7 protein-coding genes are annotated in these 17,409 nt (G+C 61.2%); 2 read left to right on the top strand and 5 right to left on the bottom strand.

The annotated features are described in order from the left end of the window. Positions 1-2 precede the first annotated feature (2 nt). The 4 genes from EV586_RS12190 to EV586_RS12175 all read right to left on the bottom strand — a co-directional run bounded on the left by EV586_RS12190 (position 3) and on the right by EV586_RS12175 (position 14,707). Positions 3-4,625, bottom strand: a complete 4,623-nt coding sequence (locus tag EV586_RS12190; RefSeq protein WP_132945394.1) for a type I polyketide synthase — start codon at positions 4,623-4,625, stop codon at positions 3-5. A 3-nt stretch (positions 4,626-4,628) separates the two neighbouring features. Next, on the bottom strand, positions 4,629-7,967 hold the full coding sequence (locus EV586_RS12185; RefSeq protein ID WP_132945393.1) for a non-ribosomal peptide synthetase: 3,339 nt from the start codon (positions 7,965-7,967) through the stop codon (positions 4,629-4,631). Next, on the bottom strand, positions 7,964-13,324 hold the full coding sequence (locus tag EV586_RS12180) for a non-ribosomal peptide synthetase (RefSeq protein WP_243653040.1): 5,361 nt from the start codon (positions 13,322-13,324) through the stop codon (positions 7,964-7,966). The genes EV586_RS12185 and EV586_RS12180 overlap by 4 nt, the downstream gene beginning before the upstream one ends. Positions 13,325-13,768: 444 nt before the next feature. Continuing rightward, entirely contained in the window at positions 13,769-14,707 is a 939-nt protein-coding gene (locus EV586_RS12175) for a GHMP family kinase ATP-binding protein (RefSeq protein WP_132945391.1), read from the bottom strand. Positions 14,708-14,975: 268 nt separating this feature from the next. Between EV586_RS12175 and EV586_RS12170 the strand changes: the two genes are divergently transcribed. Then, positions 14,976-16,223, top strand: coding sequence for a DUF418 domain-containing protein (locus tag EV586_RS12170; protein WP_132945390.1), 1,248 nt, complete (start codon positions 14,976-14,978; stop codon positions 16,221-16,223). A gap of 75 nt (positions 16,224-16,298) precedes the next feature. Here the strand turns inward: EV586_RS12170 and EV586_RS12165 are convergent, their stop codons facing one another. Further along, on the bottom strand, positions 16,299-17,066 hold the full coding sequence (locus tag EV586_RS12165; RefSeq protein WP_132945389.1) for a DUF4931 domain-containing protein: 768 nt from the start codon (positions 17,064-17,066) through the stop codon (positions 16,299-16,301). Positions 17,067-17,173: 107 nt separating this feature from the next. Between EV586_RS12165 and EV586_RS12160 the strand changes: the two genes are divergently transcribed. Next, positions 17,174-17,365 (top strand): flagellar hook assembly protein FlgD, encoded by a 192-nt coding sequence (locus tag EV586_RS12160; RefSeq protein ID WP_132945388.1) that lies wholly within the window; start codon positions 17,174-17,176, stop codon positions 17,363-17,365. Positions 17,366-17,409: the final 44 nt, after the last annotated feature.

Genomic DNA, 17,409 nt, shown 5'->3' with positions numbered 1-17,409 from the left:
CCTTACTTCGTCTCTTCTTCGAGCATTTTCGCGAGCAGATCTTCATCGCTCATGCCTTCGATCTGCTTGAGCAGATCCTCGAGGGCATCGATCTTTTCCTGGCCGAGCTGGTTGCTTTCGACCATCTGGGCGAGCGCTTCGATGGTCGGGGATTCGAAAATCGTGTTGATCGGGAAGTCCATGCCAAACTGTTTGCGCATCCGCGTGACCAGTTGAATCGCCACCAGCGAGTTGCCGCCGAGGTCGAAGAAATCTGCCTGCACTGACGGCTGCTGGACGCCGAATAGTTCGGCCCAGAACCCGGCGATCGTCGTTTCGAGGTCATTGCGCGGGGCGACATAGTTGGAATTGGACTGTGCACCTGCCAAAGCGGCTTGGCGGGACTCTTCCAGCGCTTCGAGGAAGCCCGCAGCGGTGAAGCTTTGCGACGCTTGCAGCACGTCGTGGAAATCTTGGGTCGAGACGACCGTCTGCGGCAGGCCGAAGCTGAGAACGCGAGTCAAAGCTTCCCATCCTTCCGCTTCGGTGATGCCAAACGTCTCGCGCGTTTCGCGCAGCTGCTGGGCGAGTTCGGCGACGCCTTGGAGCTGCTGCTCCTGCCAGTCATCCCATTTCCAGATGCCCCAGTTGATCGCGTGCGTGCGCGCTCTGGCGGCGGCAAAAGCGTCCAAAAACGCGCCCGCCGCACAGTTATCAGACTGGCCAAAGCCGCCGGTAGCGGCGACGGTGGAGTTGTAGAGCAGGAAGAAGTCCAGCTTCGCGTCGGCTAATGCCTGCTCCAGCACCAGAGCGCCTTTTACTTTCGGATCGAGGACGGCGGCGGTCATCTCTTGCGTTTTCAGCTGCAGCATCCCCGTGCCGCGCGGGTCTTCCGCGTGGATCACGCCGGTGATCTCGCCGAACTGCTCCGCCGCTTTCTGCACAATCGATTGGATCTGCGCCAGGTCGGTGATGTTGGCGGTGAAGTATAATCGGTCTGCCTTATTCGTTTGCGAGCTTGCCCCCGTTGCCAGCTGCGGCTGCACGGTGATCTCAATCGAGTTCGACGTTGGCGATTGCACCGAAACGGCTGCCGCGTCGGAGGACTGCACGTGCACGCTGACAGCGTGAGCGTCAGTTGCTTCCGCGTCGTGCGTGATGAGCACCAGCTTCGCATTCTGGTGCTGTTCGAAATACGCTGCTGCCGCCTGACCGTTTGGCGTGTTGGCGCCGGTGATCAGTACCACCGCATTCTCGTGGACGGCTGCGCTGCGCTGCGGCAGGCGAACGGCTTCGTACGTCTGCACGAAGCGCAGGCTGCGGCGATAGGCCACCACCGTGTCCGCGCTGTCTGCGGAGAGCTCCGCGATCAGCAGAGCGGCATCGGTCGCGCTGTCGATGTCGATCGCGCGGGCGGTGACGCCGGTCAGCTCTTGCGGGATGACTTTGCACAGGCCGAGCGCGGTGGCGCGGGCCGGGACAGTGACGGTGTCGCTCAGCACTTCTTGGAGGTTGTTGGTGATCACACCGATCTCCACGCCGCCGGCCAAGGTCTGCTCGCCGAGCGCCTGCGCCAGGCCGAGCAGCGAGTAGAAGCCTTTGGCTTGCGTCTCCTCATACTCGCCCGCCGTGTCGGTCACGCCGAACAGATGAACGATCTTCTGCGGCAGACGCTCAGCAGCCGCCAAGTCATCGAACAAACGGCTGTAATCTTCGCGCTCCGCCGGATGCACGGTGTAGGCGTCCGCCTCCGTTTTGGCAAAAGACGCCCCGGCTGCGACCGTCACCACGCGGTGTCCGGCTTCAGTCAGGCGCTCGGCCAGCTTGGCGCCCGTTCCCGTCTCGTCGAGGAACAAAAGCCACCGTTGCGCGTCTGTCGCTTCGTCTGCGATCAGGAGCGATTTCTTCCACGTTGGCACATAGAACCAGTCGGCGATGTCCGCCTTCTTGCGCTGGATTTTGGCGGCGGCGCCCGCCTTGCGCTCCAGCCAGTAGCGCTTGCGCTCAAACGGGTAGGTCGGCAGCGCCAGACGATGGCGCGTCTCGCCCGGGTAGAGCAGCGTCCAGTCGATCTTCAGCCCGGACAGCCAGAGCTTGCCGAGCGCGGTGAGCAGGAACGCCGCATCGGACAACTGCTCGTCGCGGTGGCGCAGCGAGGAGAGCAAGACTTCCTGCGCCCCTTCTGCCGCCACCTGCTGGCGGGTCAGGCCGATCAGCGAACGCCCCGGGCCGACTTCGAGGAACAGGCGTCCCGGCTCTTGCAGCAGTTCGCGCACGTTGTCGGCAAAGCGCACCGTACCGCGCAGATGCTTGACCCAGTACGCCGGGTCGGTCGCTTCCTCCGCCGTGATCCAGGTGCCCGACACGTTGGAGAGGTAGGCCAGTTGCGGCGCGTGCAGTTCCACCTCTTGCACCGCTTCCGCAAACGCCGCGAGAATCGGGTCCATCATCTCCGAGTGGAACGCATGCGAAGTCACCAAACGTCTGCACTCCACTTCCTGCGCTTGCAGTTGCGCCTCCAGTTGTTGCACCGCTTCCGTGGTTCCGGCGACCACGCAGGCGCGCGGCCCGTTCACCGCCGCCAGCGACAATCCGGCGCCGAGCAGCGGCAGCACTTCCGCTTCGGTAAGCGGTACGGCCAGCATCGTGCCCTCCGGCAAGGACTGCATCAGCTTGCCGCGCATCGCGACCAGCTGCAGCGCGTCCTCCAGCGACATCACACCGGCGAAGACGGCCGCCACATACTCCCCGATCGAATGTCCGAGCATCGCGTCCGGCTGCACGCCAAGCTCCATCCACAACTTCGCCAGCGCATATTCGATCACGAACAGAGCCGGCTGTGTGAGATAGGTCTGGCGGAGCAGTTCGCCCGCTTGCTCCACGCGGTCGGCAGACGGGTAAAGCACGTCGCGCAAATCAACGCCAAGCGTCGGCTGCAGCGCTTCTGCGCAAGCATCGACCTGCTCGCGGAACACCGGCTCCTCCCGGTACAGATCCAGCCCCATGTTCACATACTGCGCGCCTTGCCCGGGGAAAAGGAACACGACCGAGCGGTCGCGCGTCTGCGCTTCGCCCGTCAGCACGCGCTTGCTGTCCATCGCTTCCAGCGCTGCCACCGCGTCGGCGTGGCTTTCCACCGCTACCACGCGGCGGTGATCGAACGCCCGGCGTCCCGTCTGCAGCGTGAACGCCACGTCCGCCAGCTCCGCCTGCGGATTGGCCTGCAGATGCGCTGCCAGGTTCTCCGTTGCCGCGTTCAGGGCAGACCCCGTTTTGGCCGACAAGACGAGCAGTTTCCACTTGCGCGACGATTCGGAGGAAGCGGTTGCGTGCGGTGCTTCCTCCAGCACCACATGCGCGTTCGTCCCGCCCATGCCAAACGACGAGACCCCGGCGCGACGCGGTTCAACGCCGCGCGTCCAGCTTTTCAGCTCCGTGTTCACATAGAACGGAGAAGACTCAATGCCCAGCTTCGGATTCGCTTTTTCAAAATGCAGGCTCGGCACCAGCTGCCCGTGCTGCAGCATCAGCGCCGCTTTGATCAGCCCGGTCACGCCGGCCGCTGCATCGAGGTGGCCGATGTTCGTCTTCAGCGAGCCCAGCGCGCAATATCCCACGCGGTCGGTGCTCTCGCGGTAGGCGTTGGTCAGCGCCGCGATCTCAATCGGATCGCCGAGCGGCGTGCCGGTGCCATGCGTCTCGATGTAAGCGATCGAGTCCGCTTCCACCCCGGCCACCGCCAGCGCGTCGAGGATGACTTGCGCCTGCCCGTCGACGCTGGGAGCGGTAAAGCCGATTTTGCCCGCGCCGTCGTTGTTGACCGCCGACCCGCGGATCACAGCATAGATGCTGTCGCCGTCTTCGAGCGCATCCTCCAGACGCTTTAACACCACCACGCCGACCCCGTCGCCGCCGATCGTGCCTTGCGCCTGTTCGTCAAACGCCCGGCAATGCCCGTCAGGCGACAAAATGCTGCCTTCCTGATACAGATACCCTTCCGCTTCGAGCAGCTTGATCGCCACGCCGCCGGCCAGCGCCATGTCACACTCATGCATCAACAGCTGCTGGCAGGCTTGGTGCACCGCCACCAGCGACGTGGAGCAGGCGGTCTGCAAGGTGATCGCCGGACCGGTCAGATTGAGTTTGTAGGCGACGCGCGTCGCGAGGAAATCATACGAAGTCGCAAGCGTCGCCTGCAGCGCCCCGATCTGCCCAAACACGCCGGGGTTGCCGTACAGATGATAGGAAAAGCTGTTCTGGCCCACGCCGCCGTACACGCCGATCCGCCCCGGATACTGCTCGGCGTCATAGCCGGCCGTCTCCAGCGCTTCCCACGCCGTCTCCAAAAACAGGCGGTGCGACGGGTCGGTCACTTCCGCTTCTTTCGCGGTATAGTCGAAAAAGTTGGCGTCGAACAGGTCGCGGTCTTGCAGCAAGCCCCCGCGCTTCACATACTGCGGGTCTTGCATGAGGTCAGGATCGACACCTGCCGCCTTCAGCTCTTCCTCGGTAAAGTCGGAGATCGTCTCGTTGCCGTTTTGCAGATGCGACCAGAATTCGGCGATGTTTTTGCTGCCCGGAAAGCGGCCGGCCATGCCGACGATGGCGATTCCTTCGAGCATCTGGTTCTCCTTCTCATGGCTCATGTCTTACTTCCCCCTGCCTTTGGATAATTGCTTGCGGCGGCTCAGCACGTCTTTTTTCGACTGCGCCCGCGCCTGCGATTCTTCCGCACGGCCAGCCGTCTTGGCCGGCTCCTGCGCTTGCTGCTGCGACAAAAATTTGGTCAGCGTATACACCGTCGTATGGCGGAACAGTTCCACGATCGAAAACTGCGTCTGCAGCTTTTCCTGTACGCCTTCATGCACTTGGATCAACAAGAGCGAATGTCCGCCCAGGTCAAAGAAATTGTCATGAATGCCGATGCACTCCACGCCCAGCACCTGCTGCCAGACGGACAGGACGATCTCTTCCATCTCGGTGCGCGGTGCCGCATACTCGGCCGACTGGCTCTGCAGCCCTTGCGGATGCGGCAGGGCATGGCGATCCACTTTGCCGTTCACCGTAAGCGGCAGCGCCTCGAGCGCCAGGATCGCGGACGGCAGCATATATTCGGGCAGCTTTTCCTTGAGCAGCCCGCGCAGTTCCTGGGCGGAAAAGCCTTCCGTCCGCTCCGGCACCACATAGGCGACGACGCGCTTGTCGCCCGGCTCATCTTCGCGCACGACAGCGATCACGTCGCGGATGTTGCCCAGCGCTCCCAGCGCCTGCTCGATCTCGCCGAGCTCGATGCGGAACCCGCGGACTTTCACCTGATGGTCGAGGCGGGAGATGTACTCGATCGCCCCGTTCGGCAAGCGGCACACGAGGTCGCCCGTCTTGTAGAGCAGGCCGGCTGCGAACGGATTCTGCAAGAAGCGCTCCGCCGTCAGTTCCTGGCGGTTCAGGTAGCCCCGCGCCACGCCGTCGCCGCCGAGGTACAGCTCGCCCGGCACGCCGACCGGCACCGGCTGCAGATAAGCATCCAGCACGTAGGCGGACGTGTTGGCGATCGGCTTGCCGATCGGGATGGAGAGCGCATCGAATGCCATTTCATAAACATCCTGCCAGGTCGCAAACGTCGTGCTTTCTGTCGGGCCGTACGCATTGAGCAGCCGTTTGGGGGCGCCGTGTTTAATCACTTCGCGCATAAAGCGCGCATCGACCGCCTCCCCGCCGACCAGCAGGTGGCGCATCTGGGAAAACGCGTCAGGTACTACGCCTGCAAGCTGGTTGAACAGCGCGGAGGTAAGAAACATCGCCGTGATGCCTTGCGATTTAATCTCCTCCGCGAACTCCTTCGGCATCAGCGCAATCTCTTTCCCCACGCCGACGATCCTGCCACCGTTGGCCAGCGCCCCCCAGATCTCGAACGTCACCGCGTCAAACGACGAGTTCGACACCTGCCCGATCACATCGGTGGCGTCGAGCTGCGCAAAATCGGTGTTGCAGACCAGCCGGTTGATCGCGCGATGCGGCACGAGCACGCCTTTGGGAACGCCGGTCGAGCCGGACGTGTAGAGCACGTAGGCGAGGTGTTCCACACCGGTGAGCGGCTCGGGGTTCTCCGTGCTCTCCGCGGCGATCTGAGCCGCGTCGCGGTCGAGACAGATCATCGTCAAGCCGCTCTGCGGCAGGTTCCCGACGAGTTGCTCCTGCGCCACGACCACCCGAATCCCGGTGTCCTCCTGCATGAACGACAAGCGCTCCTGCGGATAGGCCGGGTCGAGCGGCACATACGCCCCGCCCGCTTTCAGAATGCCGAGCATCCCGATCACCATGTCGTGCGAGCGCTCCACCGACAGCCCGACCAGCGCATCCGGCCCGATGCCGTTTCGGCGCAGGTGATGGGCCAGTTGGTTCGCCCGCACGTTCAGCTCGGCATAGGTCAGCGCCGTGCCGCCGTAGACGGTCGCCACCGCGTCCGGCTGCCGCTGTGCCTGCGCTTCGAACAGCTGATGAATGCAGCGGTCTTGCGGATACGGGGTCTTGGTGTCGTTCCAACCGTGCACCGCCTGCTCCCACTCCGCATCGGTCAGCAGCGGCAATTCGCTCACCGGCAGCTCGGGACGGCTGGCGATGCCTTCCAACAGCGTGCGGAAATGCCCGGCCATCCGCTCGACCGTCGCCTGCTCGAACAGGTCGGCGTTGTATTCAAAATTGCCCCGGATGCCGTCCGACCCGTCTTCCACGTAGAGCGTCAGGTCAAATTTGGCCGTGCCGTTCAGCACTTCTCCATGCGTCAGCGCCAGCCCGCCAAAGCGCAGCTCTTCATGCGGCGCGTCGAGGAAGTTGAACATCGCTTGGAACAACGGGCTGCGCGACGCATCGCGCGCCGGCTGCAGCTCTTCGACCAGTCGGTCAAAGGGCAGTTCCTGATGGGACAAGGCCCCGGTCACCGTATCCTTGACACGGCGCACCAGTTCGGCCGGTGCAGGGTTCCCGGTCAGGTCGGCGCGCAGCACGAGCGTGTTGACGAAAAAGCCGATCAGCCCTTCCGCCTCGCGCTGGCTGCGTCCGGCAAACGGCGCCCCGATCAGCAGGTCTTCCTGTCCGCTGTACCGGGACAAAAGCACGGAAAATGCGGAGAACAGCGTCATGAACAGCGTCACGTCCTCCTGCCGGCTCCACGCTTTCAGCTGCTCTGCCAACTCTTTCGACAGCGCGAAGCCTACGTTGCCGCCGCGGTGCGTCTGCACCACAGGGCGCGGACGATCGGTCGGCAGATCGAGCACGACCGGCGCGCCGGACAGCGTTGCTTTCCAATAGTCCAGTTGCTTTTGGCAGCCTTCGCCGTTCAGCCATTCCTGCTGCCACTCCGCGTAATCCCCGTATTGCAGCGGGAGATCGGCGAGCGGAGAGGGAGCTCCTTTGGCAAACGCCGCGTACAGGGCGGACAGCTCTTGGAGCAGCAGGTTCATCGACCAGCCGTCAAACACGATGTGGTGCAGGGTGAGCAGCAGCGTGTGCGCCCGCTCCCCCGTCTGCACCAACTTCGCCCGCAACAACGGCCCGGCGGTCAGCGAAAACGGCTTCTGCGCCTCCGCCAGCGCCAGACGCGGCAGTTCCGCCCGATCGGCCTGCACGAGCGGCATCGCCACCGGCTGCATGCTGTGCACGACTTGTGCCGTCTTGCCGTCTTGCGCTGCAAACGTGGTGCGCAGGATCTCATGGCGCTCGATGATCTCGTTCAGCGCACTCTCCAGCACCTGCACATCGAGCGCCCCTTGCAGTTCGATCTGGTACGGCATGTTGTAGGATGTGCTGTTCGGCTCCATCTTGTCGAGGAACCACAGGCGCTGCTGGCTGGACGAAAGGCGCACCGGCCGCTCTCCCGAACGCTTTTCGATGCGGGAGACGCCCGAGGAAACCAGCCCTTCGTCTTGCAGCATCTTGTCGAGCAGCGCGCGCTTCTCTTTGGACATCGCGATCTTCGAAAACCTGCTCATCTCTCCGCCTCCATCATTTTTTGTACCTCTTCTTCCGACATCTCAGACAGTTGCAGCAACAGCTCCGCCGTCTTTTCAACTCTTGCCCGCTGTGCCGGGTCTTGGAGCAGGTGGCCGGCCAGGCCGGCGACGGTCGGCGCGTCGAACAGCGCCTTGACCGCGATTTCCACCTCGAGCGCCTCGCGGACCTCCGCGATCACCTGCATGCCGAGCAGGGAATGCCCGCCGAGCGCAAAAAAGTTGCTCGTCACGCTCACCTGCTCAAGGCCGAGCAGATCGGCCCAGATGACGGCGAGCACCTCTTCCACCGCATTGCGCGGCAACACGAGCTCCGCATTCTCCGCATTCTCCGCTTCGCTCTCGGGAGCGGGCAATGCTTTGCGGTCAACTTTGCCGTTTGCGGTGAGCGGCAGCCGTTCCAGCTGCACGAACTGTGACGGCACCATGTACTCCGGCAGCCGTTCTCGCAAAAAGGACTGCAGCGCGCTCCGCCCGACCTCTTCTTGAACGGCGACATACGCAATGATGCGGTTTTCCTGCACGGTCGCCGCCGCTTCGGTCACCAGCGGATGCTGCAGCAGCTCCGCTTCAATCTCACCAAGTTCGATGCGGAAGCCCCGCACTTTCACCTGCTGGTCGATCCGGCCGAGATACTGGATCGTCCCGTCCGGCAGAAAGCGCGCCAGGTCGCCCGTCTTGTAGAGACATCCCCGCTCCGTTGTGACAAATCGCTCAGCGGTCAACTCCGGGCGGTACAGGTAGCCGCGGGCCAATCCGGCGCCGCCGATGTACAGCTCGCCCGGCACCAGCAACGGCACCGGCTGCTGCCTCGCGTCCAGCACGTACGCCTGCACGTTGGCGATCGGACGTCCGATCGGGACGAGTCCTCCCTCGCGCGGACAGACGTGGAAAGTCGCGTCGATGCACGCTTCGGTCGGGCCGTAGAGGTTGATCAGGTCGGCCTGCATCACAGCATTGAAGCGGTTGACCAGCTCAGGCGTCAGCGCTTCACCACCGCAAAACACCCGCTTCAGCGAGCGGCAGGCGGCAAACTGCTCGTCGTTCAGCAGCATCACAAGCATCGTCGGCACCACTTGCAGCACCGTCACGCCTTGCTCCTGCATCACCCGCGCCATGTAGCGGGCGTCAAGGTGCCCGCCCGGCTCTGCCAGCACAAGGCGACCGCCCGCCAAGAGCGGCGCGTAGAACTCCCAGACGGAAGCGTCAAAGGAGAAGGACGTCTTTTGCAAAACGGCGTCCGCTGTGCTGAGCGGAAATTCTTCCTGCATCCATAACATGTGATTGCAGATCGCGTGGTGCGGGACGACCACGCCTTTCGGTGCGCCGGTCGAGCCGGACGTGTAAATCACGTAGGCCGGATCGGACGGGTCGAGCGCCAGGTTGGGCGCGTGCGGCAGTTCCCGGGCCATGAGCTCCCAGCCTTCATCGAGCGAGACGACCTGAACGTTGGCGTCGTGGAAACGCGTTTGCAGATGAGCCTGAGTGAGCAGGACGGCGGCGCGGGAATCATCGAGCATGAAGCGCAGGCGTTCCTGCGGATACTCGGGATCGAGCGGCAGGTAGGCCCCACCCGCCTTCAGCACGGCGAGCAGCGCGACCACCATCTCCGGCGAGCGCTCCATGCACACCGCGACGATGCTGCAGGGCTCCGTGTGCAGCCGCTGCAGGTAGCGGGCGGTGCGGTTGGCGCGCTCGTTCAGCTCGCGGTAGGTCAGCTCCGTCGCCCCGGCGACCAGCGCGACGGCGTCAGGCGTGCGCTCCGCCTGAAACTCGAACAGGTGATGCAGGCGGAGGTTCGCAAGGTCATAGTCACGGGGGACGCCCGCCGCTTGGCGGAGCAGATCTTCACGCTCCGCCGCGGCCAGCATCGGCAGTTCGCCGACAGTCTGGCCCGGCGCGTGCACGATGCTTTCCAGCAAGGTCACGAAGTGGCCCATCATGCGCAGGACGGTCGCTTCGTCGAACAGGTCGGCACTGTATTCGAAAGTCGCCGACAAGCCTTCCTCCTCCTGGATCAAGAGCAGGGAGAGGTCAAATTTCGCCGTGCCGTTGTCGATGTCAGCCTGTTCCAGCGTCAGACCCGGCAACTGCAACGTTTGCTTGGGCGAGTTTTCAAAGACGAACATCACTTGGAAGAACGGCGAGTGCGAGCCGTCGCGTTCCGGCCGCAGTGCTGCGACAAGCTCATCAAACGGCACATCCTGATGGGCAAACGCGCCCAGCGCCGTCTCGCGCACGCGCTCGATCAGGCGGTGGAACGGAAGCGAGCTGTCCAGCTCTGTGCGCAGCACCAGCGTGTTGACGAAAAAGCCGATCAGCGTTTCTGTTTCCGCCCGGTTGCGGCCGGAGATCGGCGTGCCGACGAGGATGTCTCGCAGGTCGGTGTAGCGGTGGAGCAGTGTCTTGAACGCGGCCAGCATCGTCATGTACAAGGTGGCGCCTGCTTGTTGGCTCAAGCTTTGCAAAGCTGCGACCAGTTCCTGCGGCAGCATCATCCGCTTGGCGCCGCCGCGGTACGACGGCACTGCCGGGCGCGGACGGTTGGCGGGCAACTGCAGCACAGGCAGTTCGCCGCTAAGTTGTTCCTTCCAATAACTTAGTTGTCCATCCAGCACGCCGTCGGCGAGCCAATTGCGGTGCCATTCCGCAAAATCGCTGTACTGCACCGGCAGCTCGGGAAGCGGCGCAGGAGCACCGGAAGAGAACGCCGCATACAGAGCGGCCACTTCGCGCCGCAACAGCTCCAGCGACCAGCCGTCCGAAACGATGTGGTGCATGTTGAGCAGCAGCACGTGCTCCGCTTCTGCCGCCTGCCAGAGTGCGGCACGAAACAACGGGCCCTGCTCCAGATCGAACGGCAGCGCGGCGTCCGCCTGCAACGCTTCCCACGAAGCGCATCGTTGCAACGTCACAGCGCCGGGCGGCTGCACCACTTGCACAGTCCCCTCGTCCCGTTCTGCAAACACTGTGCGGAGCGCTTCATGCCTGCGCACCACTTCCACCAGCGCCTGCTCCAGCGCATCGAGATCTAACTTCCCGGTCAGGCGCAGCGCCAAAGGCAGATTGTACAGCGCACTTCCCGCTTCCAGCCGATCTAAAAACCATAGCCGCTGCTGGGCAATAGACAAACGGGCAGGCACTGTGCGCTCTTTCGCCGACATCTGCTCGAACAGATTGCCGACCGCCTTGCTTTCCTTGCCTGGCCTGTCAGGATCGGATACAAGAGACTCGCATACCCGCATCCCATCTGCCAACTGGACAAGACTCACAGTTTCTGCCAGCCGCGCGACCGTCCGCGCTTCCAGCACATCCCGCAGCGACAGTTCCACGCCCAACTGCTCACGGATGCGGGAGACGATCTGCGTCGCCAGCAGGGAATGCCCGCCGAGTTCGTAAAAGTCGTCCTGCACGCCGATCCGCTCCAGACAGAACAATCGGCTCCAGATCTCCGCGATCACGTGCTCCGTTGCACTGCCCGGTGCAGCATACTCGGCATGCAGTGCCGGACGGCTCACCTCCGGCACCGGCAAGGCCCGCTTGTCGACTTTGCCGTTGGGCGTCAAAGGCAGCGCCTCCAGCGTGACAAACACCGCCGGAATCATATACTCCGGCAGTTTCTCCGCCAAAAACGTCCGCCACGCGGAGACGCTTTCCGCTGCCGTCGGGTCGAGCACCAGATACGCCGCCAAGCGCTTCTCGCCCGGCACATCTTCGCGCACGATCACCGCGCAACTGCGCACCGCCGGATGCTGAGACAGCGCCGCTTCGATCTCGCCAGTTTCGATTCGGAACCCGCGGATCTTCACCTGTCCGTCGAGCCGTCCCAGAAATTCAATCTGGCCGTCAGCCAGATAGCGCACCAGATCGCCCGTCTTGTACAGTCGTTCGCCAGGCGCAAACGGGCTGTCGACAAACGCTGCGGCCGTCAGCTCTTCACGCCGCCAGTACCCTCTGGCCAGCCCGTCGCCGCCCGTATACAATTCGCCGGGCATGCCGACCGGAACCGGCTCCATCTGTCCGTCCAACACGTACACTTTCGTATTGCTGACCGGTCGCCCGATCGGCACCGACGTGAGCGCGTCATCCGCCTCCCACATCGGATAGCAGCAGGTAAATGTTGTATTCTCCGTCGGCCCGTAGCCGTTGATCAGGCAGATGCCGTCCAGTTCGCGCAGCACTTTCCGGACATGCGGCCCAGACAGCACATCGCCTCCGGCGAGCAGATAGCGCACGCTGCGCAAGTCTTCCAGCCGATGCTCGACCATCTGCGTGAACAGGCCGGCCGTCAGCCACAGCACCGTCACGCCCGATTCGCGCACTGCGCGGCCGAGCTTCTCTAATGAAAACGCCCCGCCCGGTAGCAGCGCCACACGCGCCCCATTCAACAGCGCGCCCCAGATCTCCAGCGTCGCCGCATCGAACGTCACCGCCGCCGCCTGCAGAAAGACCTGCTCCGGCCCAAACGGCAGATAGTTCGTATCGCGCACCAGACGCACCACGCCGCGCTGCGGCACGGCGACCCCTTTGGGCTGTCCGGTCGATCCTGACGTGTACATCACATAGGCCAGCGACTCTGCCGTCGTCCTGCAGGGCGGATTTTCTTCTCTTCCGCCCGTCAGCTCCTCAAGCAGGATCACCCTCGCCCCATGCTCCGGGAACAGCTGCAGGAGCGCTCGCTGCGTCACCAGCACCCGAAGTTCCGTGTCGGCCAGCAAAAAGGCCAGCCGCTCCTGCGGCATGCCCGGATCGAGCGGCACATACGCCCCGCCCGCCTTCAAGATCCCAAGCATCCCGACGAGCATCCCGATCGACCGCTCCACGCAGATCCCGACCGGCACATCCGGTCCGACGCCTGCGCCAATCAGCTCAGCAGCCACGCGGTTCGCCCGCAGGTTTAGTTCCCGATAGGTCACCGCTTCCCCGGCACAGACCGCCGCCACCCGGTCGGGCGCCAAAGCTGCCTGCTCTTCGAACAGCTCCTGCATCGTCTTCTCACGCGGATAGCCGGTCGCCGTGTCATTCCAGCCTGTCAGCACCTGTTCGCGCTCCGCAGCGGTCAGCCAGCCCCCGGATAACACGTTTTTCCAAGCCTGCGCCATGCCGGCGCAAGCGCCTCCGAGCTCCCGCTCGTACGCTTCTGCCGTCTCGATCAACAGACCTTGCAGCTCCTCGTGCGACGCCAAAGGCAACAACAAACACAACACGTGCTCGTCAGCACCTGCCACACATACAAAAGCCTGCAACCGCTCCGGCCGCCCGGCGAGCTTCGCGGCAGATTCGGCAATTCGGGCAAAGCGTTCACTTTCCGGCACATCCGCAAGGCGCAGGACCGGCATCACCCATGGTTCCTCCTGCATCAACTGACGGCGCACCGCCGCCTTGTGCAGGCAGTTCTGTAAGCATTCGACATGAAGGGCCCCTTTGAGGAGCATCGTCACAGGAAGGAGCAAGCGAGGCACAGGAGAAAAAGCGGAGAAGGACAATTGAGAGAGTTCAACTGTAGAAAACATCTTTAAGATCAACCCTCTTTCAATTTAAATAAGCACCGCCCAAACGGCTATTTTCGCAGCGGTTCACCCCATCATCAATACACTGTGTGAAAACCCATTATCCGATCATTTTCCAGACTTTATCGTTGTATAGTCACTTGTTAAATAACAGAATTGTAACACACAGACAGACGCTTTACAATTAACTTTCCCTTGAAATTTGAACACTTCAAACCTGTCTAAAATCAACAAAGCGGGTGCAGTCTTAAGACTGCACCCGCTTTCTTTTTGCTAGAAGCCGACCTGAAACCGGCACGTGATTTCGAATCCCCATTCGACGAGTTTCGCCGTCGCTTCCGCCATACGCTCGTCGAGGCAGGCGGCGCCCGGTTCAAACATAAAACCGCCGACCGTGCCGCTGTGCGCCATCTGCAAGCCCACCGAACCGATCTGCAGGCCCAGCTTCTGCAGATCGTCAAAGCGGAGCTTGGGCAGATAGTTCTGATTGATCTCCGAGCTCTCCGTCGCCACCTGTCCAATCAGTTTGGCGTCCTGCAGTTGCACCGCGCGGCGCATGATATCTCGCAGTTTCACAAACCGGTCGATCTCCTGCACGTTGTAATTGGCCGGTTCGAATGCCAGCGTGTCGACGCCGTTGCTGTTCGGCTCCGTGTTGAAACCGAGCACCTCGAAAGCCGGAAACTGCCCGCCGAAGTCTTCGATCACCAGCCCGTCGCGCTGTGCGAACAGCACGCAGCGGTCGATAAACATGATCGAATCGGCTGCTGTCTCCGATTCGACCGCCAGCGCTCCGATGCGCTCTTCGGACAGCTCGATCTCCAGCGCGTTCGCCACCGCCATGATCGTCGCCACCACATCACCTGTCGAAGAGCCCAAGCCCCAGCCTTCCGGAATGTCGCTGTCCACGACCAGCCGCCCGCCGACTTTCCGCTCCTTCAGATTCTCCAAAGTGACGAGCGCCGCCCGCAGCGCTTTTTTCTTAAAGGAAGGCTCGACCGTCAAAATCCCGCTCGCATCCGGCACAAAATGCGCCCCTGCCTGATACTGGTCGCAAGGTAAAGTCACCAGCCCGCGGCGCAGCGTGCCGTCTGCGTCGTAAAACTTCCCCTGCAAGATCTCGCCGTGATGACAGATTGCCAGTCCATAGCCTGCTTTCGAATACGCCTTCACATTCGCTTTCGTCGAGTCGATCGATCTCGTATCCTGCATACTCTACCTCCGTTAGCAGACTTCACTTACAAGCGGAATTTCTTTTATTACATTACCCCCACACAACATTCCTATTTAATCACTCAGTCTTATGAGTTGATTATTCCATGACAAACAATTATCTTTACTCATATATATTACACTACAATTGTATCTGTAAAGTGAAATCTCGAAAATTCTGTCTAAAATATTTTTCCTTACTACTTTATCGACTGCAACGTTTCTTGCAAATTTTCCGACTATAAGGAAAGAAAGGGGGAATCTCTCCATGACACAGCAGTCAGAAGTCAAACCGATTCAACCCGAACAGCGGATGATGGAGCTTGATGTGATTCGCGGTTTTGCCATCTTGGGGATTTTGATCGTCAACATGCAGTTCTTCTCCAGCGCCTACCAGTATCTGTCCCGCGCCCGGATGACGCTGTGGACAGAAGAAGGGGACAAGCTGGCCAAACTGTTGATCGACATGCTGGTCGCCAGCAAGTTCTACACGATGTTTTCCTTTTTGTTTGGCATCGGCATGATGATCTTTCTGGAGCGCGCCCGTCGAAAAGGCAGACGGGAAGTGCCGCTGTTTTTGCGCCGGATCAGCATCTTGCTCGTCTTTGGACTCATCCATGCCATTTTGATCTGGTCGGGCGACATCTTGTTCGAATATGCGGTGCTCGCCTTTTTGCTCGTCCTGTTCTACCGCGCCAGACCGTGGTTTGTGCTCAGCTCGGCTTTTTTCTTCCTTTTCCTGACGCCGGTGCTGAATTTCCTTGGCACCTACCAGAAGGTCACCATCCCGCTCTACCAGGCATCAGGGCTCGGCGTCAAGCTGTTCAACCCGTCGCTGATGCTGCAAGAGGCGAACGAGGTCTACGAGTATGGCACGTACGGCAGCCAGGTACTGCAGCGCATCGCCGATTTCGTCTACCAATACGGCGTGTTTTGGGCGCTGTTTCCCGTCGTCTTCGCCATGTTCCTGTTCGGCGTCTACGCAGCGAAAAAACGCATCTTCCAAAACGTGGCCGAGCACCGCACGCTGATCCGCTGGATCTGGGTCGGCTCGCTCTTCACCGCTCTGTTCTCCGCCTTCTACACGAACAGCCTCGCCGTGTCATCGAATCCGCAAACGGTGCGCTACATCTTAGATCAGTGCATTCGGGCCTTGCACAATCCTGCGCTGTGCTTCTTCTATGTGACGTCGATCCTCCAGCTGATGCAGATCGACTGGATCCGGGCGAAGACGGCACCCTTCGCCGCCGTCGGGCGAATGGCGATCTCCAATTACCTGATGTCCTCGCTGATCTGCACGACGATCTTCTACTCGTACGGCTTCGGCCTGTTCAACAAAATCGGTCCGGCGAAAGGACTCTTGATCTCCTTTTTGATCTACCCGCTGCTGATGGTCTTCTCGATCGTCTGGCTGCGTTACTTCCGTTATGGCCCGGTCGAGTGGCTCTGGCGGTCGCTGACCTATGGACAATTGCAAAGCATGCGGCTGAAAAGAGACATTTCTATTTCTAGATAATTGTACTAGAATTTGGAACAAAGTAAAAGGACAACTCTTCGACAAAGAGTTGTCCTTTATTATCATATGCTTTCCTTAAAAGTAGAGTTGCTGCATCTCCTGCGCCACCTGGCCGATCCGGTCGGCGACCTGTGGAATGCCAAAGCCCACATAGATCGGCGATGCGACAAAGCGCGGCATGATCTTCACGCAGATCGTTCCGCTCAGCCGGTAGAAGAACAGATTGTACGAATTGCACGCCTTGTGGAAATGATGCATCAGATAGTGGGCGGACTTTTGAATGTATGCGGCCATGATGTCGATCTGCTCCAAGTCGGACAGGACGACATTCAGCTCATAAAAACCGATCCGCGGCTTGCTCGAGACGTTCAGTTCCACCCCGGGCTCGGCGGCGATCCTGATCCCTTCGAACTGCTCGGGGCTGACGTGCTCTAAATAGTCGACTTTCTTCAGCCCGACGATCTGCATGTGCGGATGGCGGATCGTGCCGCCCGACTGCGGGCCGTGGCTTTTGAACATCACCACCGAGCGGAACTCGCCGCTTTGTTCGAGCCGCTCCCATTCCTGCACGGCAAAGCGCATCAGGCGCCGCATATGCGCCGGGTCATACGTCGAAAGTTCCGACAAGCACTCATCCGTTTCGATCAGCACCGTCTGCAAAGTGTCCTGCAAGACCGGATACTTATTTTTGAGCAGCATCAGCGGACCATCTTCCGCCAAGATACCGGTCAGCGACGCCCGGTCGCAAAACGGGCATGCCGTCTCCCGGTTGATGATGCTCTCCGGCTTTTGCTGCCCGATGTTCATCACAAACTGCAAATGAGTCTCCGTTGAGTACGTCATCCTCGATCACCCATTTTCTCCACTTTTCTTCATCATACCGTGACAAAAGTCTGCGGACAAGCGCGTGTTTTACTGTCAACCAGTAAACATTCACGATGTTTGGACATATGAAAATAGGTCGGGGAATCGGTACAGATCACGCTGACCCTGCAGCCGGGCGAGTCGGTGCCTACAGCGAGACGTGGAACCAGACCGACAACAACGGCAACCAAGTCGCAGCCGGCACCTACACCATCGTCGGCCAGATCACGTCGAGCGACAGCCCGCAGCAAGCCAGCACCACCTTCACCATTGCCTAACCGCAACAGAAAAAGCCAACCAGTCTGTCTGGTTGGCTATTCAC

The organism is Tumebacillus sp. BK434 (genome assembly GCF_004340785.1).
Taxonomy (GTDB): domain Bacteria; phylum Bacillota; class Bacilli; order Tumebacillales; family Tumebacillaceae; genus Tumebacillus_A.
Note: the sequence above shows the minus strand (reverse complement) of the source record. Positions and strands in the feature narration are given on the sequence as shown.

Excerpts from the sequence above, each read along its gene's own strand:
- EV586_RS12190 (WP_132945394.1), bottom strand. The coding sequence starts at position 4,625 with ATGAGCCATGAGAAGGAGAACCAGATGCTCGAAGGAATCGCCATCGTC.
- EV586_RS12185 (WP_132945393.1), bottom strand. The coding sequence starts at position 7,967 with ATGAGCAGGTTTTCGAAGATCGCGATGTCCAAAGAGAAGCGCGCGCTG.
- EV586_RS12180 (WP_243653040.1), bottom strand. The coding sequence starts at position 13,324 with ATGCCGGTCCTGCGCCTTGCGGATGTGCCGGAAAGTGAACGCTTTGCC.
- EV586_RS12175 (WP_132945391.1), bottom strand. The coding sequence starts at position 14,707 with ATGCAGGATACGAGATCGATCGACTCGACGAAAGCGAATGTGAAGGCG.
- EV586_RS12170 (WP_132945390.1), top strand. The coding sequence starts at position 14,976 with ATGACACAGCAGTCAGAAGTCAAACCGATTCAACCCGAACAGCGGATG.
- EV586_RS12165 (WP_132945389.1), bottom strand. The coding sequence starts at position 17,066 with ATGACGTACTCAACGGAGACTCATTTGCAGTTTGTGATGAACATCGGG.
- EV586_RS12160 (WP_132945388.1), top strand. The coding sequence starts at position 17,174 with ATGAAAATAGGTCGGGGAATCGGTACAGATCACGCTGACCCTGCAGCC.